This is a genomic window from Stenotrophomonas sp. 22LJNL06-5-1, from assembly GCF_056861455.1.
This window is the reverse complement of the sequence record NZ_JBSPUE010000005.1, coordinates 228,674-248,480: the sequence shown is the minus strand read 5'-3', so window position 1 is coordinate 248,480 and position 19,807 is coordinate 228,674. Positions and strand designations below refer to the sequence as shown.

13 protein-coding genes are annotated in these 19,807 nt (G+C 65.4%); 11 read left to right on the top strand and 2 right to left on the bottom strand.

Annotated features, from left to right (window positions below; genetic code table 11):
• The first annotated feature begins 48 nt into the window (after nt 1-48).
• The 5 genes from AC13GF_RS12965 to AC13GF_RS12945 all read left to right on the top strand — a co-directional run bounded on the left by AC13GF_RS12965 (nt 49) and on the right by AC13GF_RS12945 (nt 9,718).
• Complete coding sequence (locus AC13GF_RS12965; protein WP_483004870.1) at nt 49-2,778, top strand: TcfC E-set like domain-containing protein; 2,730 nt, start codon at nt 49-51, stop codon at nt 2,776-2,778.
• Nucleotides 2,775-3,920: a CfaE/CblD family pilus tip adhesin gene (locus tag AC13GF_RS12960; RefSeq protein ID WP_483004869.1), complete on the top strand. Its 1,146-nt coding sequence runs from the start codon at nt 2,775-2,777 to the stop codon at nt 3,918-3,920. The genes AC13GF_RS12965 and AC13GF_RS12960 overlap by 4 nt, the downstream gene beginning before the upstream one ends.
• Nucleotides 3,921-3,938: 18 nt before the next feature.
• On the top strand, nt 3,939-4,649 hold the full coding sequence (locus AC13GF_RS12955; RefSeq protein WP_483004868.1) for a pilus assembly protein: 711 nt from the start codon (nt 3,939-3,941) through the stop codon (nt 4,647-4,649).
• A gap of 62 nt (nt 4,650-4,711) precedes the next feature.
• The gene (locus tag AC13GF_RS12950) at nt 4,712-8,905 is read left to right on the top strand and encodes an ESPR-type extended signal peptide-containing protein (protein WP_483004867.1); all 4,194 of its coding nucleotides are present in this window, start codon (nt 4,712-4,714) and stop codon (nt 8,903-8,905) included.
• 69 nt (nt 8,906-8,974) lie between these two features.
• Nucleotides 8,975-9,718 carry a hypothetical protein gene (locus AC13GF_RS12945; RefSeq protein ID WP_483004866.1) on the top strand — a complete coding sequence of 248 codons (744 nt, stop codon included), beginning with the start codon at nt 8,975-8,977 and terminating at the stop codon, nt 9,716-9,718.
• Between the two features lie 117 nt (nt 9,719-9,835).
• On the opposite strand, the gene AC13GF_RS12940 is transcribed toward AC13GF_RS12945, so the two are convergent.
• Together AC13GF_RS12940 and AC13GF_RS12935 are read right to left on the bottom strand one after the other, a co-directional pair.
• Nucleotides 9,836-10,480: a hypothetical protein gene (locus tag AC13GF_RS12940; RefSeq protein ID WP_483004865.1), complete on the bottom strand. Its 645-nt coding sequence runs from the start codon at nt 10,478-10,480 to the stop codon at nt 9,836-9,838.
• A gap of 286 nt (nt 10,481-10,766) precedes the next feature.
• Nucleotides 10,767-13,190: a penicillin-binding protein 1A gene (locus AC13GF_RS12935; RefSeq protein WP_483004864.1), complete on the bottom strand. Its 2,424-nt coding sequence runs from the start codon at nt 13,188-13,190 to the stop codon at nt 10,767-10,769.
• A 219-nt stretch (nt 13,191-13,409) separates the two neighbouring features.
• Here AC13GF_RS12935 and AC13GF_RS12930 point away from each other — a divergent pair, with 219 nt between their 5' ends.
• The 6 genes from AC13GF_RS12930 to AC13GF_RS12905 all read left to right on the top strand — a co-directional run bounded on the left by AC13GF_RS12930 (nt 13,410) and on the right by AC13GF_RS12905 (nt 19,802).
• Nucleotides 13,410-14,468, top strand: coding sequence for a pilus assembly protein PilM (locus AC13GF_RS12930; RefSeq protein ID WP_006388916.1), 1,059 nt, complete (start codon nt 13,410-13,412; stop codon nt 14,466-14,468).
• The gene (locus tag AC13GF_RS12925; protein ID WP_483004863.1) at nt 14,468-15,364 is read left to right on the top strand and encodes a PilN domain-containing protein; all 897 of its coding nucleotides are present in this window, start codon (nt 14,468-14,470) and stop codon (nt 15,362-15,364) included. The genes AC13GF_RS12930 and AC13GF_RS12925 overlap by 1 nt, the downstream gene beginning before the upstream one ends.
• On the top strand, nt 15,361-16,017 hold the full coding sequence (locus AC13GF_RS12920) for a type IV pilus inner membrane component PilO (protein ID WP_483004862.1): 657 nt from the start codon (nt 15,361-15,363) through the stop codon (nt 16,015-16,017). Before AC13GF_RS12925 ends, AC13GF_RS12920 begins: the two co-directional genes overlap by 4 nt.
• A gap of 26 nt (nt 16,018-16,043) precedes the next feature.
• A complete protein-coding gene (locus AC13GF_RS12915) occupies nt 16,044-16,550 on the top strand; it encodes a pilus assembly protein PilP (RefSeq protein ID WP_010484064.1) in 507 nt (168 codons plus the stop codon).
• Nucleotides 16,551-16,571: 21 nt separating this feature from the next.
• Nucleotides 16,572-18,545, top strand: a complete 1,974-nt coding sequence (locus tag AC13GF_RS12910) for a type IV pilus secretin PilQ (protein WP_483004861.1) — start codon at nt 16,572-16,574, stop codon at nt 18,543-18,545.
• A 231-nt stretch (nt 18,546-18,776) separates the two neighbouring features.
• Nucleotides 18,777-19,802: an AAA family ATPase gene (locus AC13GF_RS12905; RefSeq protein ID WP_483004860.1), complete on the top strand. Its 1,026-nt coding sequence runs from the start codon at nt 18,777-18,779 to the stop codon at nt 19,800-19,802.
• Nucleotides 19,803-19,807: the final 5 nt, after the last annotated feature.

Genomic DNA, 19,807 nt, shown 5'->3' with positions numbered 1-19,807 from the left:
CCGCGCCGGCCCGCGTTGCGGGCCGGCCGCTTCTGCAGCGGTACCCCCATGACCCCACACGCCCCCGCCGTTACCCGGCTGGCGGTCGCGCTCGCCCTGGCAATGGCTGCTCCCTTGGTAGCGGCCCACGGCGTCCCCGCCGGCTTCGAGGATCTGGTTGAAGGCCAGACCGAACAACTCGACATCCAGCTGTTCGGCCGCTCGGCCGGGCTGTCGCCGGTGCGCGTGACGCTGGAGCACGTGCAGTTGGAAGATCCTGCGCGCGTGCTGCAGGCGCTGGACCTGCCGGCGGAAGCGCAGGCGGCACTGCTGCCGGCACTGTCGCAACCCCTGCCGCGCAACAGCCACCTGGCCTGCCGCTTTGGCGGCGCCACGGCCGGCTGCGGCTATCTCGACCCACCCGAAGACCCCACCGCCGCGCGCGCGCTGTACGACGAAGGCGAGGGCGCCGTGCGCCTGTTCGTGGCGCGGCAGTGGGTTCCCGGTGAACCGGCGGCTGAGCGTTACCACAAGGTCACGGCCAATGCCGAGAACGCCTTTCTGCACCAGCAGACACTCAACGTCAGCGGCGGCCGCGACTACCAGGCGCTGTCCGCGCGTGGTGTGGGCACGCTGGGCCTGTTCGATCGCGGCCATCTGTCCGCCGACTGGTACTACACCCAGCAGCGCTACCGCGGCCGTAGCAGCAACGACGACTTCCAGTTCGACAACGTCTATTACCGCCATGACCTGGGGCCGGCGCACTACCTGCAGGCCGGGCGCATGGACCGCCGCAATCTGTCCAGCCCGCAGGGCGGCACCTTCAGTTTCAGCATGCTGCCGCTGGACCGCTTCCAGGGCGCGCGCGTGGGCACCACCCAGGCCTATGTGGATACCGATGCCGCCGTGCAGGCCACACCGCTGACCGTGCTGCTGGCGCGCGATGCCCGCGTCGATGTGTTCGACGGCGAACGCCTGCTGCAGACCTTCTACCTGCAGGCCGGCATCAACCAGATCGACACCCGCAATTTCCCATTCGGCAACTACCTGGTACGCATGCGCATCTACGAGGACGGCGTACTGGTGCGCACCGAGGAAGCGCCGTTCGACAAGGGCGGCGACTGGAGCAACAGCCAGTGGCAGTGGTTCGTGCAGGGCGGCCGCCGCAACGAGCGCCGCAGCGACCGCTTCGATGGAGAGAGCGTGGCAATGGCCGGCGTGCGCGTGCCGTTGGGCCGCGATGCCGCCCTTACCGCCGGTGCGGCCAACCTCGGCGGCCACAGCTACGGCGAGCTGCGCCTGGACCTGCGGCGCGTGCTGGCCACCCAGGAAATGCGTGCCACGCTCAGCGGCATGCGTGGCAGCGATGGCAGCAATGGCCAGCAGCACCAGCTGTCGTACCGGCGCAAGGCGTCGTGGAATCTCTACCAGCAGCGCATGCGCGGCAAGGCCTGCCAGTTCGAGGCCGATGCGCGCGACCAGCTGGGCTGCACCAACTCACTCAGCGGCTCGGTGTCGCTGCCGCTGGCCGGTGGCAACGTCTACGTGGGCTACACCCGGCGCCAGACCTGGCGCACCGGCTGGCATCGGCCCGAATTCGATCAGGACCCGTTGTTCGGGCTCGATCCGCTGTTGCCGCCCGGTCCGCTGGAGCCGCGCCGCGAACCCGTGCTCAGCCGCACCTGGCAGGCCAGCTTCAGCCGCAGCCATCGCTGGCAGGACTTCAGCGTGTCCACGCGCGTGGGCCTCTGGCAACAGCGCAGCACCGACAGTGTGCGCGGCAGCAACGAGCGTGACCGTGGCATCTACTTCAACCTCAGCCTGACCCGCCTGCAGCGTAACCATGCCAGCAGCGGCCAGCGCCGCTATGCGGTGGACGTGCGCCAGCCGCAGCATCAGCGTCCGGCCATCGACTACAGCATGGGCCAGAGCCTGCGTCAGGAACGGGATACGCACTATCGGGAGCTGAACGCCGAACTGCGTGCCAACAACAATGAGCGCTACAGCGCCTCGCTGAGTGGCCAACTGCAGAACGGCATCGGCAATATCACCGCCAGCATTGCGCACTATGAGCAGCGCGGACGCGGCGAGACGGGCTACAGCGGCAGCCACAGTTCCGGCTTCGCCCTGGGCCGCCGTGGCGTCTACTGGAGCGGCGCCAACGGCGCCGAGGCCGGTCTGGCCGTGCAGGTGGACGGCTCCGACGACGTGGACCTGCGTGGTGTGGCCGCCGAACTGCAGGTGGGCGGACTGCGCCGACAGCGCTTGCAGATTGGCGAGCGTCGGCTGCTGCCGTTGTCGTCGTACCAGTCGCATCGCGCCGAAGTTCAGGACGCCAGCACGCTGGACAGCATCGCCGCGATCCGCGTGACCGGCGTGGGCGGTGCACGGCCGATGTTCCTCACGCCCGGCAAACTGATGCGCATGCCGGTGCCGATTGAAGTGACCTACACCTTCATCGGCAGCGCCAGGGACCTTGCGGGGTCGCCGCTGGGCGGTGCCCGCATCCTCAACGCGCCGGTGCCCGGCACCAGCGCCAACGGCAGTTTCGTTGCCGATTTCCCGCGTCGCGAAACAACGCTGTACCTGCTGCAGGACGACCGCCTGTTGCACTGCCCGCTGCAGGTGCGCGAGCGCCGCCAGGTGGTGCTGCTGGTCGGCGCCGTGCACTGCGAGCCGCTGGCCGTGGCCCAGCTGCCGCCTGAGATCCGCCAGCAGGCCCGCGTGACCCGGCTGCTGCAGGAACGCGCGTTGATTGCCGCCATGCCCCAGACCGCTGCTGCAGGAGGTACGCCATGAGCCGGCGTTGGATGTGTGTGTTGATGCTGGTGTGTGCGCTGGTGCTGGTGATGCCACGGGCGTGGGCGCAGTGGCCGCCGGAGACGCATCCGACGGACCAGAGCAGGGACATCGTGATGACTTGGGATCGCTCGGCGGTGCCGGGTGATGTGGAGCTGTGGGCGCCGCGCACAGTGCTGGGCTTCAGTCACGATCTAGCGATGAAGTATGGGCAGATACATGTGGTTTGTGGGTCTGCTTCTGATAGTGAGTTTGGGCGGTGCCCGACGGACGCTGATCTGAGCTCGTCAGGGGGAACAACAGAGATAACGTTGCGTCTCGTTGAAATCAGAACTGGCCTGCGTACCGAGATTCGTGCAGTAGGAAACCTACAGCGAGCTATGTCGGGGTATCGCTGCACTTTAGATTACTGGGACTCAGTACCGCGTGTTCTGAATTCAGCATTCTGGTACACATGCGGCATAGGGAGCGGGGCAGATCAGCCGCTCGGAACCGGCGTCGAGATGATCCTGCCGCAACGCGAGATTTCGCGACTCGTGGCAGGCCACTGGAAGGCCACGATGCGCCTGAACATCAAAGCTGATCCGGCCGCAGCGCCGGTTGCAGCGGCTGTCTTCAATTTCGACTTCACCGTCACCGACTATGACGCGATCTCGATCTACTTCCCCGGCTTCGACGGCATTGCCCCACTGGTCAACATGGACCTGCGCTACGACCCCATCCGCAAGGTGGTCGGCGGCTACAAGGAAGTGGATATGTGCCTGTACGACGGCGTGGGCTCGCAGAGCGAGTTCCTCGGCGTCACCGTGCGCGACAGCGGTCCACGACCACCTCCAGGGCGTGACTACGCGGTCTGGCACGGGGACGGTGGCAGCGATGACACCCAGCGCCTCGACTACCAGGTCAGCCTGAACTACGCCGGCAACCGCTTGGCGATGAAGAACGGCGAGGAGCAGCTGCTGCGCGGCATCGACAGTGCACAGCTGCGACTGGTGATGCTGCCGGGTTTCAGTCAGCCCGTGTACTGCGTGCCCACACCGCTGACGCTGGAAACCCCGCCTACGCCCATCGCCAGCAAGCGTCCCGGCCTCTACGACGGCGAGCTGACGGTTGAGCTGCGCGTGCCAACCGCGAAACCCTGATTCCTACGGAGCCACATCATGAAGAAGCTGCTGTTTTGCCTGTTGCCGTTAAGCGCGCTGCTGGCCCCGCCGGTGGCACATGCCAACCTCTCCATCCATCCGATGCGCGCAGCCGTCGATGCCAAGCGTGGCGGGCAGATCCGCGTGTACTCGTACTCCACCCAGCCACAGTACGTGCAGGCACGCCTGCTGCGCATCTCTAATCCCGCGCAGGCCGGCGAGGAAGAGATGGAAGTGGAGGCCGCCGAGGCAGCCATTGCCATCACGCCTGGAAAGTTCGCACTCAGTGGCGGCGGCAACCGCCTGATCCGCGTCATTCCGCTGCGTAATGTCGAGAAGGAAGCGGCCTACCGCGTCTACTTCGAGGGCGTCAGGGGGCCGGACGGAACCCTGCTCGAAGGCGACGAGCAGGCTGCCCAGGCCAACGTGGGCGTCAGCCTGGTCTGGGGAGCATTGGTGAACGTGCTGCCCACCAACGGCAGCGTGGATCTGCAGTTTCAAGGCGACACCCTGCGCAATGTAGGGACCCTGCGCGTGGGAATCACCGGGCTGGCCGAGTGCAGTGCCAGCGGTGCCTGCGCATCCCACGACTTTGCCAAAAGCCTATACCCCGACGCGGAGCTGAAGTTGCCGTTCCAGCCTCAGCCGGGCAGCACCCTGAAGCTGCACTACCGCCTGTCCACGGACGGTCACCGCGAACACACAACAACCCTGGCGCCGAGCGCCTGAACGTTCTGGCCCTGCGTCATGTGCAGGGCCTCATTTCCGATGTCCTGTTAAGGAGAAAGAGCATGAACCACATCTACCGTCGTATCTGGAGTGTTGCCAAGAACTGCTGGGTAGTGGGCAGCGAGCTTGTAGCCATACGTGGCAAGCGGTCGCGTTCCTTGATTGATCGCAGAGTTACGATGCTGCTCGGCTTTCTGATGCTTGGCGGAGGGATGAACAGCGCCAGTGCGGGTCTTTACCTTGGATGTAATCCATTCTCATCTGGGGATCTATTGAACTGCACGCCACATGCTGGCCACTATGACGAGAAGGTATTCACGCCGTATGCCAACACCACTGCTGTGAACGCTATGGCCATGGGCGCCGGTGCGCGTGTCAACGGCCAGAATTCTTTTGCCTTTGGTCACGGGACCAGAATTGACGGGCAGAACAGCGCAGCATTTGGATTCAAGGCCAGCGTCTACGATGTGGACAGTATCGCCATTGGATACAACGCACGGACGAGTGCCAACGGCGGTCATAACGTCGCGCTTGGTGCAAACGCTTATGCGGCGTACATCGGTGCCACGGCCATCGGGAACAGATCCGAGGCGAGAGCTGAGAACGCTGTCACCATTGGTAGCGGAGCATCGTCGCGCGTCGCGAACTCCGTCGCGCTGGGCGCCAACTCCGTAGCAACCGAAGCCAACACTGTGTCCGTGGGGACGGCCGCTGCAAAGCGCCGCATCGTCAATATCGAGGATGCGCGATTGACATCCAGCAGCAGTGACGCGGTCTCTGGAAAACAGCTCTACAAGACCAATCAGGACATAGCAAACGTCAAGTCCGTGGCAGACGCAGCTCAGAGTACGGCAAACGCCGCACGGACCACGGCCAACACCGCCAAGACGACTGCGGATGGCGCGCTGTCGAAGGCCAACATCCTCTCCGGTCTTCTGAGTCAGACCTCAGCCTCAGGCAATGTTCGTGTGGGCGCCAGCAACAGCGGAACTGTGCTGGACGTCCGCAACAGCGCCAGCGCCAATCGAAAGATCACGGGCGTGGCGGATGGCACGCTAAACGCAACCAGTACGGATGCTGTTTCAGGCAAGCAGCTGAATTCCACCAACAGCAATGTGGCGGCCGCGCGCTCCGTCGCCGACGCCGCGAAGACCAATGCTGACAGCGCACTGGCAAAGGCCAACACGCTTTCGGGCCTCCTGAGCGAGACATCAGCCTCGGGGAACGTCCGTCTGGGCGCATCCAACAGCGGTACGGTCCTGGACGTGCGGAACAGTGCCAACGCCAACCGCAGGATCACGGGTGTTGCGGACGCGACGTTGTCCTCGGCGAGTACCGATGCGGTGACCGGTCGGCAGCTCAACACCACCAACAGCAACGTCAGCACTGCGATGAGCGATGCTAGTTCCGCCAAGACCGCAGCGAACACCGCGCTGACGCAGGTGGGGACGCTCAACGGACTGCTGAATCAGGTCAGTGCCAGCGGCAATGTTCGCGTGGGTGAGAAGAACAGTGGCTCCGTGCTGGATGTGCGCAATAGTGCAAATGCGAACCGGAAGCTGACCGGCGTGGCCGATGGCGTGGTCAGCGCCAGCAGCTACGAGGCCGTCAACGGCAGGCAGCTCAGTGCCACCAATGACAAGGTGACGACGGTGGAGGGTATCGCTAGGTCTGCGGGTGCAGATGCTGGTGTGGCAAAGACGGATGCAACCAAGGCGCTGGCCGAGACCGCGGCGCTGGGCGGGCTGGTGGCGCAGGTTTCCGCGTCCGGCGATGTGCGCCTGGGCGGGAAGAACAACGGTGCGACGTTGGACGTGCGCAACAGCGCCAATGCCAATCGGAAGATCAGTGGTGTAGCGGATGGGCTCTTGAGCGCCAGTAGTGATGAGGCTGTGTCTGGTAGGCAGCTGCATTCAACCAATTCACGCGTCTCAGATCTTGAGGATATCGCGCAGTTTGTGAGTATCGGCTCAGCGCCCTTCAGTGAACGCGCCGAAGCGGGTGTGGCAGGCGTTGCGTTGGGAAATTCAGCAAAGACGGGACTGGAGGGAGGTACTGCGGTAGGCACGTTTGCGGAGGCAATGGGGAAGAACTCCACCGCAATTGGTCGAGCGGCAACTGTCTCTGTGGATTCCGAGAATGGGTTCGCATTGGGAGTCGGTGCACAGGTCGGCGGAGACACTGGCGGTGCACGTGGAGGTGTGGCGATCGGTGCTGGCGCAAGCGTTGAAGGTGGAGCTCTCAACTCGCTAGCACTTGGAATGGGTTCCCAAGCTGATGAGGTTGGGGTTGCGTCATTCGGGAGTGTCGGCATCCAGCGCCGCCTTGTAAACATCGCCCGAGGCACCGCCGACCACAACGCCACCACTGTCTCTCAGCTCAAGGATTCCCTCGCCACCCTCGGCGGCGGCGCAGGCATGGATGCCAATGGCAACATCATCGCTCCGACCTACGCGGTGCAGGGCGGAACGCAGAGCAGCGTCGAGGACGCGCTGATGGCACTCGATGGCGCCGTCATCACCGCAGGCCGTCGCACGGACAAGGTGGAAGGCCAGCTGAGTTCAATCTTCCAGGAATCGCCCTCGACTCGTGCCGACGGCACGAACCAGATCGCGCTGAATGGCGTGAATGGCATGGTGCTGACCAACCTGGCTGACGGCCGAGTGGCGCCAGGAAGCCGTGATGCCGTAACGGGCAGCCAGTTGTACGCCGCAGAGCAGAAGATCTCGCAGAATCGGAATGATGTGGAGGCGATGCGCAAGGAGCGGGAGATGGGCGAGCAGGCCATGCGTGGATTGGATGCGAGCGGCCCGATCGATTTCGGCGGTGCGCGTTTGACTGGTGTAGCGGAGGCGACGCTGTCGGCTGATAGCTCGGATGTTGTGCGTGGCAGTCAGCTCTATGAGACCAACAGCCGTGTTTCGGAACTTGAGGATGTCGCGCAGTTCATGAGTATCGGGTCAGCCCCCTTCAGTGAACGCGCAGAAGCAGGTGCTGCGGGCGTTGCGTTGGGAAATTCAGCAAAGACGGGACTGGAGGGAGGAACTGCGGTAGGCACATTTGCGGAGGCCATGGGAAAGAACTCGACCGCAATTGGTAGAGCGGCGGCTGTCTCTGTGGATTCTGCGGATGGATTCGCAATGGGAGTCGGTGCGCAGGTCGGTGGAGGCGCGGGCGGTGCGAATGAAGGTGTCGCGATTGGTGCTGGCGCAAGAGTTGGAAGCGGGGCTCACGGGTCGCTGGCACTTGGAAGCAGCGCTCAGGCAAATGAAGCCGGAGTTGCATCGTTCGGAAACAGTGGCATGCAGCGTCGCCTCATAAACATCGCCAACGGCACCGCCAACCACAACGCCGCAACCGTCGGCCAGCTGCGCGGCGCGCTCTCCGCACTCGGCAGCGATGTCGATGCCAACGGCAACATCGTCGGCCCCAGCTTCAACGTGCAGGGCCAGTCCCAGTCCACCCTCAATGGCGCATTGGAAGCCCTCGACGGTGCAGTGGTCAGCACCACCTCGCGCGTGAACCAGGTCGAATCCCAGCTCCGCTCCGTGTTCCAGGAAACCCCCTCGGCACGCGCAGACGGTACCCAGCAGCTCACCCTGGCCGGTGCCAACGGCATGGTCATCTCCAACGTGGCCAACGGCTTGATCGCGGCCGGCAGCCGCGATGCCGTCAACGGTGGCCAGCTGCATTCGATGCAGCAGCAGCTCAATGGCCGCATGGATGGGCTGGAGCAGCGCATTGACGATCAGCCGCAGGCCCGCGCCATGGCCGCAGCGTCCACGCCTTCGCCATCCACCGAAGAGATCGCGCCGACGCCGGAAACCAGCGGCTCGCCGCAGATCGCCTCTACCGGTAAAGGTGACAAGCCGACGCCGCAGCCAAAGTCGAAGCAGGACGACACGCCCAAGCCGCAGGTCGACACCGCAGACCTGGAAAAGATGCTGGCCCGTGCCAACGAGTACACCGACGGTGCGATCAGCAACTTCGAGCGACGCCTGGACAAGATGGACAAGCGCTTCAACCGCATGGCGGCAATGAGCAGCGCGCAGAGTGCGATGGCGATGAACACCGCCGGCCTGGCCACCTACAACCGCCTGGGTGCGGGCGTGGGCTACAGCGAGGGCGAGTCGGCGATGGCGGTGGGTTACCAGCGTGTGCTGAACGAGAAGGGTTCGGCCACCTTCAGCCTCAATGGTGCGTTCACCAACAGCGGTGAGCGCAGCATGGGCGTCGGCGTGGGCATCGGCTGGTAAGCCATGCAGCCCCGGCGTAGTGCGCGTAATGAACCCCGCCGCGCCGGGGTCCTTGCCGAGGAGAAGGCAATGTACAGATGGGTAAGTGGAATCGTCAGCTATCGCACGTTCTATATCTGGCGGGCGCGCTATCGCTACTACACACGGAACCTGGATATGTGGACGCTGATGAGCGGGCTGTGCATCGCCGGTCTGCTGCTGGCGCTGTGGTACCTGTGGCAGATGCTGGGTGTGCCGCCGCCGCGCGTGCACCCGCAGGCAGCGGCGCTGCGCATCGACGGCGTCACCAGCGAGGCGATTCATCGCATCGTGCTGGTACGCCATGCTGGCAGCACGCCGGGTGCCCCGTTTACCACGCCGGAGGAGGTGCGGGCGAGCACGCTGCGCACGATGCGGGTACGCCAGGTGATGGACAGCGAAGTGGTGTGGCGGCTGAAAGCCGACATGCTGGCGGACATCGCCGACTACATCACCGCCACGGGCGGGTGCTTCCCTTATGACTGCCGTCGGGTCCTCGATCGATTGGACTACGTGCGCCAGGCGGGTGCTGAGAATGCGCAGATCAACGCGGCGCTGTCGACAATCCTGGAGGTGTCGCTGGATCAGATGCCGCCGTTGGAGGCAGACGAGCATGAGCGCGTGAAGAGTGGTTGGTCGGATGGGTTCAACGACATCTATTACCAGTCCTGGTTGCTGCGGGATCTGCAGGCCATGCACGCACAGATGATGCGGGAGTATCCGCAGCGAGCTCCTGCCCCGTGGTTGCCGCGGTTGTTCAGTGACCCGCTGCGCGATACTCGTTTTGTCTGGTAGCGGGAGCAAGATGGGCATCATCTGGCAAAGCAGGTAACACCGCTTTTGTAGAGTCGAGCTTGCTCGACTGCTCTCCGGGGTCCGCACCTACCCAAGGCAGGCACCGCTGCGCTACCGTCACCCGCCGATGTACGCGGTGATCTCCGCTTCGGCCAGCAGCTGCCGCAACTGCGCCACAGACGCGCGCCGCATCGGCTTTTCATCCACCGGCGACAGCGGGGCTTGGCGCAGGGCGTCGTACGGCAGCACGGCCAGGTCGAAGGTCAGCTCCTCGGCACTGAACACCCACACCGGTACATCCAGGCAGCGTTCGCGGTCCATGCGCAGGCGACGCGTCCGCGATTCGGCGGGAATGCCGTGCTCATCCAGGAAGCGGTGCACGGCTTCCGGGTCGTCGCTGTGCAGATGCAGCTGCACGGGGCTGTTGGCGTCGGCGGTGCCATCCAGCACTGGGCCAGCCAGGCGAGGGGCGAAGCCGTGCAGGAACTCCAGCGCACGCATGGCGGCCTCTCGGCGGCGCTGCAGCTCGTTGCCGTGTTGGGGCCCGGAGAACAGCCGCTGGTACTCGCGCAGGGCGTCTTCGATCTCGGTGTTGCGGGGCAGGGAGGCATCGTCGTGGATGCCGAGCCGGCTGGCGGCCTTCAACTTGGCCTGGTGGTAGTCGCGGATGCCGCCTTCGGCCATCAGGCGGGCGGCTTCGTGGGCGAGGCGGTGGCGCCGCTCGCGGGTCTGGCTGGCAGCATGCTGACGGGCGCGATGCATGCGATGACTCCCTGTTGCGACCTGGCTACAGACTAGCGCACGGATGTGACATCTGCGTGGGTATGGCGCGGAGATGCCAATCAATGGTTGGCACCCACCAACGCTTTGGTAGGTGCCGGGCTGTATCGGTGTGCCAACCAAGGTTGGCATCTACCGGAGCAGCGCGGGGCTGTGCCCGGCGGATGCATCGGTGCCAACCAAGGTTGGCACCCACCGACGCTTTGGTAGGTGCCGACCTTGGTCGGCACAGGACGCCAACCAAGGTTGGCGCCCACTGCACCCTTCCTCAGAAGATATCGAACGCGGCGGCGTCGGCCTGCGGCGTATTGAGGTTCAGGTCGTAGTCGGTCAGGCGGTCCATGTCTTCCACCTTTACCCACTCGGTCGCGCCGTTGAGGGTGGCCTGGACCATGCCGCTGGGCGGTTCGTTCTGCGCGATCGGGGTGTCCTTCAGCGCGGTGCGCATGTAGTCGATCCAGATCGGCAGGGCGGCCTTGCCACCGTATTCGCGGTAACCCAGCGAGCGGAAATCGTCGCGGCCCACCCACACAGTGGTCACGTACGGGCCGCCGAAGCCGGAGAACCAGGCGTCGCGGTGGTCGTTGGTGGAGCCGGTCTTGCCGCCCACGTCCTCGCGGCCGAGCACCTTGGCCTGGGCACCGGTACCGCGCTGGACCACGTCGCGCATCATCGACACCAGCTGGTAGGCGGTGCGGGCGTCGATCGCGCGCGGGGCGGTGCGGGCATCGGGGTTGACCGGCGCGGCCGGGGTTTCGGTCTTGGCTTCGGCCTTGGCCGCAGCGGCCGGGTCCACCTTCGGGGCCGGGGCGCCGAAGTTGAAGCCGTCCACCACCTGGTTCACCGGCTGGTCGCTGCTGCCGGCGCAGTCGCGGCAGGCCAGTGCCGGGTTTTCCTTGAACACCAGGTTGCCGTCGCGGTCATTGACCTGGTCGATCAGCCAGGTGTCCACGCGCGAGCCGCCATTGGCGAACACGGCGTAGCCACGGGCCACCGACAGCGGGGTCAGCGAGGCGGTACCCAGCGACATCGACAGGTTCGGCGGCAGTTCCGATTCGGCGAAGCCAAACTCGCTGATGTACTTGCGCGCATAGTCCACGCCCATGCCATCAAGCAGGCGCACCGAGACCAGGTTGCGCGACTGCACCAGTGCTTCACGCAGACGCATCGGGCCGCGGAAGCCGCCGCCGTCGTTCTGCGGGGCCCAGGTCTTGCCGCGGCGGTCGCGGAACACGACCGGGGCGTCGAGCACGATCGAGGCCGGGTTGTAGCCCTTGTCGAAGGCGGCCGCGTAGACGAACGGCTTGAAGCTCGAACCCGGCTGGCGACGGGCCTGGGTGGCGCGGTTGAACTTGTTGCCGGAGAAGCTGAAGCCACCGACCAGCGCCTTCAGTGCGCCGTTGTGGGCATCCAGCGAGACCAGCGCGGACTGGCCGCGCGGGATCTGGTCCAGCAGCCACTCACCTTCCTTGGCACCGGCACGCACGCGCACGATGTCGCCGCGCTGCACCAGCTTGCCCGGGGTCTTGTTGGTCCACTTGGCAGCGCCGGCCGGCAGCACGATCTCGCTGCGGTTGGCCAGCACCACCGTGGCGCTGCCATCGGCACCGGTGCTGGCGACGATGGCCGGCAGCAGGCCGGCCTGGCCGTACATGCCACGCAGGTGCTCGGCCAGGGCGGCAGCGTCTTCGCCGGCACCCACCTGCACCTGCTTCTCCACGCCGTGCCAGCCGTGGCGGTGGTCGTACAGCAGCAGGCCGTCGCGCACCGACTGGTTGGCCGCAGCCTGCAGGGTGGCATCGATGGTGGTGGTGACGTGGTAACCCTTGTTGACCACATCGCCGCCGAAGCGGGCGATCATTTCCTGGCGCACCAGCTCGGCCACGTAGGGGGCATCGACCTGCACCGGCGGCTCATGCGCGGTGGCGTGCATCGGCACGGCCTTGGCCGCGTCGGCCTCGGCCTGGCTGACGAACTTCAGGTCGGCCATGCGCTGCAGCACGTAGTTGTCGCGGCGCTGGCGGGCACGTTCCGGGTTGGAGATCGGGTTGCCCGAGGACGGGAACTTGGGGATGCCGGCCAGCGAGGCCATCTCGTCCAGGTCCAGCTCGTTCAGCTTCTTGCCGTAGTAGAACTCGGCAGCAGCAGCCACGCCGTAGGCGCGGTTGCCGAAGAAACTCTTGTTCAGGTACAGCTCGAAGATCTCGTCCTTGCTCAGCTCGGACTCGATCTTCCGCGCCAGCAGGATCTCGGCCAGCTTGCGGGTATAGCTGTACTCGGAGCTGAGGAAGAACTGGCGGGCCACCTGCTGGGTGATGGTGGAGCCACCCGGCACGCGCTTGTCGTTGGTGGTGGCCAGCAGCCACACCGCACGGCCGATGCCCATGTAGTCCACGCCGCCATGCTCGTAGAAGCGGGCATCCTCGGTGGCCAGGAACGCCTGCTTCAGGCGCTCGGGCACGTCCTTCATGGTGATCGGGGTACGCCGGGTCTCGCCGAACACGGCCATCAGCTTGCCGTCGGCAGCGTAGACGTACATCGGCTCCTGCATTTCCACGTCGCGCAGGGTCTGCACGTCGGGAAGCTTGGAGGACACGGCGTAGTACAGACCGCCCACAGCGGCCGCGCCGATCAGCGCCAGGACCAGGACAATCAGGAAGATCCAGCGCAGCCAGCGGCGGAGTCGAGTCATCGGGTTCAGATTCCGATTGCGAATTTCGTGGTCGCAGAGTATAGATTACGCAAGGTGGCGGCTGGGGTCGTCGCCGGGGAGCGCAAGGGGAACAGTCAGGGGCTGCATGGTGAATCCGTGAGGGACTTCACAGCAGGGCCGTTGCCATTTGCTAAGAATACGTTATTAATGCTCGGGCGCAGGTCTTGCGTCCAAGTGCCCGTCGGCAGGGGAGAAACCGTGGGGCTCATCCCAAAAAGTCAGTCGCCGCTTGTAGGCGTCGACATCAGTTCGACTGCGGTAAAGCTTTTGCAGCTGTCCCGCAGTGGCAACCGTTTTCGTGTGGAACATTACGCTGTGGAACCTCTTCCGCCGAATGCGGTGGTGGAGAAGAACATCGTGGAAGTGGAGGCCGTGGGTGAGGCCATCCGCCGTGCGATGAACCGCTCGGGGAGCAAGGCCAAGCTGGCTGCTGCCGCCGTCGCCGGTTCGGCGGTGATCACCAAGGTGATCCCGATGCCGGCCGAGCTCGACGAAAACGACATGGAAGCCCAGATCGAGCTGGAAGCGGTCAACTACATTCCGTACCCGATCGAGGAAGTGAACCTGGACTTCGAGGTGATCGGGGCGATCCCGAACAACCCGGAGATGGTCCAGGTGCTGCTGGCCGCGTCGCGTTCGGAAAACGTGGAACTGCGCCAGTCGGCCCTGGAACTGGGTGGCCTGCAGGCCAAGGTGATGGACGTGGAGGCCTTCGCGGTCGAGAACGCCTATGCCCTGGTCGCCAGCGAGCTGCCGGTGTCCATCGAGGGCGTGGTCGCGCTGGTCGATATCGGCGCCACCATGACCACCCTCAACGTCCTGCGCGGCGGCCGCAGCCTGTACAGCCGCGAACAGGTGTTCGGTGGCAAGCAGCTGACCGACGAGATCATGCGCCGTTACGGCCTGAGCTACGAGGAGGCCGGCCTGGCCAAGCGCCAGGGCGGGCTGCCGGAAAGCTACGAGATGGAAGTGCTGGAGCCGTTCAAGGAGGCCACGGTCCAGCAGATCAGCCGCCTGCTGCAGTTCTTCTATGCAGGCAGTGAGTTCAACCGCGTTGATCACATCGTGCTGGCCGGCGGCTGCGCCGTGCTGGGCGGGCTGCCGGAAATGGTCGAGGAGCAGCTGGGCGTGCCGACCGTGATCGCCAACCCGCTGGCACAGATGACCCTGGGGCCGAAGGTGAACGCGCATGCGCTGGCCCAGGATGCCCCCGCGCTGATGATCGCCACCGGTCTGGCGCTGAGGAGCTTCGACTGATGGCACGCATCAATCTATTGCCCTGGCGCGCCGAGCGGCGCAAGCAACGCCAGCGCGAGTTCTACGCAATGCTGGGCATGGCCGCGATCGGTGGCCTGCTGTTGTCGCTGGTGATCTGGTTCTACTACGACCGCCAGGTGAGCGGCCAGATGGACCGCAATGCCTATCTGGAAGCCGAGATCGAGAAGGTCAAGGAACAGAACAAGGAGATCGACCGCCTCGACGCGCAGAAGGAACGCCTGCTGGCCCGCAAGAAGGTGATCGAGGAGCTGCAGGCCAAGCGCTCGCAGATGGTGCACCTGTTCGATGCGTTGGTGCGCACGATTCCTGATGGCCTGGTGCTGACCGCGCTGAAGCAGGAAGGCGACGTGCTGACCCTGGAAGGCCGCACCCAGTCCAACGCCCGTGTTTCGGCGTACATGCGCAACCTGGAGACCTCCGGTTGGATGACCAACCCGGAACTGTCGATCATCGAAGCGCGTGATCCCGAGAAGGACAAGGACGGCAAGACCGGCCCGGTTGCGGACATCAAGGCGCTGCCCTACGTGTTCGTGGTCAAGGTGAAGCTGCCGGCACAGAGTGAGGAAGTGGCCGGTACGCCAGGCCTCAACGCGGATGGTTCGGTGGCAATGCCGGCCGCGCCCGCAGTGGCACCGCTTGCAGCTGGTCCAGACGCAGCGGCACCCGCTGCACCGGCCGCAGGCCAGCCCGCTGCTGCACCGGCTGCACCCGCACCTGCACCCGCCGCCGCTCCGGTCAACGCACCTGCGGCCACCCCGGCCACGCCGAACCAGCCGGCAGCTCCGGCTGCCAAGCCTGCGCCGAAGCCCGAGGGCAGCCGCCTGGCGCAGCCGCCGCAGGCCTTCAACGCCCCGCTGCAGGGGGATCGCGCATGAGCCAGAAAATCGATCTGAAGAACCTGGATTTCAACGACATCGGCAACTGGCCGCAGAAGGCCAAGATCGTCTTCTGCTCGCTGTTGGCGTTGGTGATCATGTTCGTGGCGTGGATGCTGCTGATCAGTGGCAAGCGCGAGGAACTGGCCGGCCTGGAATCGAAGGAAGTCGAGCTGCGTGCCGAGTTCACCAAGCAGCAGGAGCGCGCGGTGAACCTGGCGCCGCTGAAGCAGCAGCTGGCGCAGATGGAACAGGTACTGCAGCAGATGCTGCGGCAGCTGCCCAGCAAGACCGAAATGCCTGACCTGATCATCGACATCTCGCAGACTGCGTTGTCCAGCGGCCTGACCAACGAGCTGTTCGAGCCGGAGCAGGAGCAGGTCAAGGAGTTCTACGCCGAAAAGCCGATCAAGCTGCGCATGGTGGGCAGTTACCACCAGTTCGGTGCCTTCGTCAGTGGCGTGGCGTCGCTGCCGCGGGTGGTCATCCTGACCATGCACGACATCAACCTCAAGCCCAAGGACAAGACCAGCGGCAACGTCCGCAGCGGTGCGCTGGAGCTGTCCGGCACGGTCAAGACCTATCGCTACCTGGACGAGACCGAGGTACAGGCACAGCAGGCGGCTGACGCCGGCAAGGAGGACAAGAAGTGATCCGTTCCCTCTTTGCGCGTTGTGGGATGGCTGCCGTCGTGCTGATGCTGGCCGCGTGCGGCCGCGATGTGACCAGCACGCCGGGTGATGCGCCGAATCTTGAAAAGTGGGTGGAAGGCGAGCGTGCGCGACCGGCGCAGCCGCTGGAGCCGCTGCCGGTGATGCAGCAGTTCGAAACCTTCGAGTACTCCGCACAGGGTCTGCGCGACCCGTTCACCGATGCCTGGACCAATCCGCAGCAGGGGAATGGCGGATTGCGTCCGGATCCGAACCGGCGCAAGGAGCCGCTGGAAGGCTTCCCGCTGGACGCACTGGACATGGTCGGCACCATCGGCACCGGAGCCGCCACCGTGGCGCTGGTGATGGGGCCGGACAAGGTGACCTACCGGGTACGCCCGGGTGGGTACCTTGGGCAGAGCGACGGGCGGGTCACGGCGGTCTTCGAGGACCACGTGGAGCTGATCGAACTGGTGCCGGATGGCGCGGGTGGCTGGCTGGAACGGCCGGCAACGCTCTCGCTTGAAGATCAATGATCGTTTACTGGGGATAGCACGATGACCTTTCACCAAGCCAAGGGGCTGCGTCCCATCCGGCGCTCTACCTTGAACCGTGTCAGCGCGTTGGGAGTCGCGCTGATGCTGGCCTGCGCTCCGGCGCTGGCCGCCGCACCGGCGGAAAAGCCGGTGGGCGCCACTGTGGCATCGGCGGCAGCGCCGGCGGGCCTGTCGGTGGCCAAGATCGATTTCAAGCGCGGCGATGATGGCGCCGGGCGCTTGATCGTCCAGTTCGACGGCCAGGGCGCGGTCCCGGACCTGCGTACGCAGGGCAACAGCGTGGTGGTCGATGTCGGCAATGCCCGACTGCCGGCCAACCTGCAGAAGCCGATGAACGTCACCGACTTCGCCACGCCGGTGCAGCGCATCGACGCCAAGCCGTCCGGTGCCGGTACCCAGCTGGTGCTCAGCACCGGTGGCGCGGTGGAGTCGCTGGCTTACCAGAGCGGCAACGAGTACGTGGTGGAGATCAGCCCGCGGCAGGCTCCGGCCGCGGTCGGTGCCGTCACTGCCGGCAGCGTCACCCAGGCGGCCAAGGCTGTCGGCCAGCGCGGTTTCACCGGCAAGCCGGTGACCTTCAACTTCCAGGACGTGCCGGTGCGCACCGTGCTGCAGTTGATCGCCGAGGAGTCCAACCTCAACGTGGTCGCCTCCGATTCGGTACAGGGCAATGTGACTCTGCGCCTGGTCAACGTGCCGTGGGACCAGGCGCTGGACATCGTGCTGCGCGCCAAGGGCCTGGACAAGCGTCGCGATGGCAGCGTGATCTGGGTTGCTCCGCAGGCTGAGCTGGCCAAGTTCGAGCAGGAGAAGGAAGACGCGCGCATCGCCATCGAGAACCGCGAAGACCTGGTCACCGATTACGTCCAGATCAACTACCACAGCGCCACGCAGATCTTCAAAGCGCTGACCGAGGCCAAGGGCATCGGTGGCGGCAGCGGTGGCGGCAATGGCGGTGGTGGCGGCTCGTCGCAGGAAGACAGTGGTTTCCTGTCCTCGCGTGGCCGTATCGTGGCCGACGAGCGCACCAATACGCTGATGATCAGCGACATCCCGAAGAAGATCGCGCGCATGCGTGAGCTGATCGGTGTGATCGACCGCCCGGTCGACCAGGTGCTGATCGAAAGCCGCATCGTCATCGCGACCGACACCTTCGCCCGCGAGCTGGGTGCGAAGTTCGGCATCAGCGGCAGCCGCGACAATGTGTACTTCAGCGGCAGCCTCGCTGCCAACGAGGAAACCCGCAAGTCGCAGGTCGATACTGCACTGGCCAACGCCAAGGCGGTCCGTGAGTGGCAGGCCGGTGGCAGTGTCGGCCCGGCGCCGATTCCCAGTGGCCCGACCATCAAACGCGGCCTGAACTGGAACCTGCCGGTGGCTACGGCCAGCAATCCGGGCTCATTGGCGCTGTCGATCCTCAACGCAGGCTACCTGCTGGACGTGGAGCTGTCGGCCATGCAGGAAGAGTCGCGAGGTGAGGTGATCTCCAACCCGCGCGTGGTCACCACCAACCAGCGCGAGGCGATGATCAAGCAGGGCAAGGAAATCGGCTACGTCACCATCAGCGGCACCGGTGCTGCCGGTGGCGCCGGTTCCACCCCGAACGTGCAGTTCAAGGAAGTGGTGCTGGAACTGCGGGTGACCCCGACCATCACCAACGACAACCGCGTGTTCCTCAACATGCAGGTGAAGAAGGACGAAGTCGACCGCCTGATCGAACTGCAGGGCTACGGCACGGTGCCGTCGATCAACCGCCGCGAGGTCAACACCGCGGTGCTGGTCGAGGATGGGCAGACCGTGGTCATCGGTGGTGTGTACGAGTTCACCGACCGCAGCAGCATCAGCAAGGTGCCGTTCCTGGGTGACGTGCCGTTCCTGGGCAACCTGTTCAAGAAGCGTGGCCGCAACAAGGACAAGGCCGAGCTGCTGGTGTTCGTCACCCCGAAGGTGCTGCGCGTGGCCAAGCAGAACTGAGCCCGCGCCACCCGCGAAACGCAGAAGGGCCGCCATGCGCGGCCCTTCTGCGTTTCCGCCAGTAGATCCACGCCATGCGTGGATAGCCCAGTAGATCCACGCCATGCGTGGATAGCCCAGTAGATCCACGCCATGCGTGGATGGGCCGTTCAGCCGTTCTTGATGCCAATCGCAGAGCACCCTGCGATGATGTCGGGAACCCGTGCCGTCCCGCGCCGGTCAAAGGCCCCCATGAACCTGCCACCGCCGATGCCCGAATCCGCCACGCCGCCGCCCGCGCCGGCCGCCTCCCGCCTGCATGGCGCCTTCACCCAGCTGCGCGATGCCCTGTCGGCCGAGATCGTCGGCCAGGCGGCACTGGTCGAACGCCTGCTGATCGCGCTGCTGGCCGATGGCCACCTGCTGGTGGAAGGCGCTCCGGGCCTGGCCAAGACCACGGCGATCCGTGCGCTGGCCTCGCGCCTGGAGGCTGACTTCGCCCGCGTGCAGTTCACCCCGGACCTGCTGCCGGCCGACCTGACCGGCACCGAGATCTGGCGCCCGCAGGAAGGTCGCTTCGAATTCGTACCTGGCCCGATCTTCCACCCGATCCTGCTGGCCGACGAAATCAACCGCGCACCGGCCAAGGTGCAGTCGGCGCTGCTGGAAGCAATGGGCGAGCGCCAGGTCACCGTTGGTCGCCACACCTACGCGCTGCCGCCGCTGTTCCTGGTGATGGCCACGCAGAACCCGATCGAGCAGGAAGGCACCTTCCCGCTGCCCGAAGCGCAGCTGGACCGCTTCCTGATGCATGTGCGCATCAGTTACCCCGATCAGGCCGCCGAATCGGAGATCCTGCGCCTGGCCCGCGAGCGCGCCCGTGGCGCGTTGGGCGAAGCCGCGCCGGCACCGGAGAAGCTGCCGATGCAGGATGTGTTCGATGCCCGCCGCGAAGTGCTGGGCCTGCACATGGCGCCGGCGCTGGAACGCTACCTGATCGAACTGGTGCTGGCTTCGCGCGATCCGTCGCGCTATGACGCTGGTCTTGGCCGCCGCATTGCCTGGGGGGCAAGCCCGCGCGGTTCCATCGCGCTGGAACGCTGCGCGCGTGCGCGCGCCTGGTTGACCGGCCGAGATTTCGTCACCCCCGATGACGTGCGAGCGGTTGCCGCCGATGTACTGCGCCATCGCGTGCTGCCCAGCTACGAAGCTACTGCCGAAGGCTGGGATGGCGAACGCCTGGTGCAGGAGCTGCTGGCCCGGGTGCCGGCACCCTGAGCCTG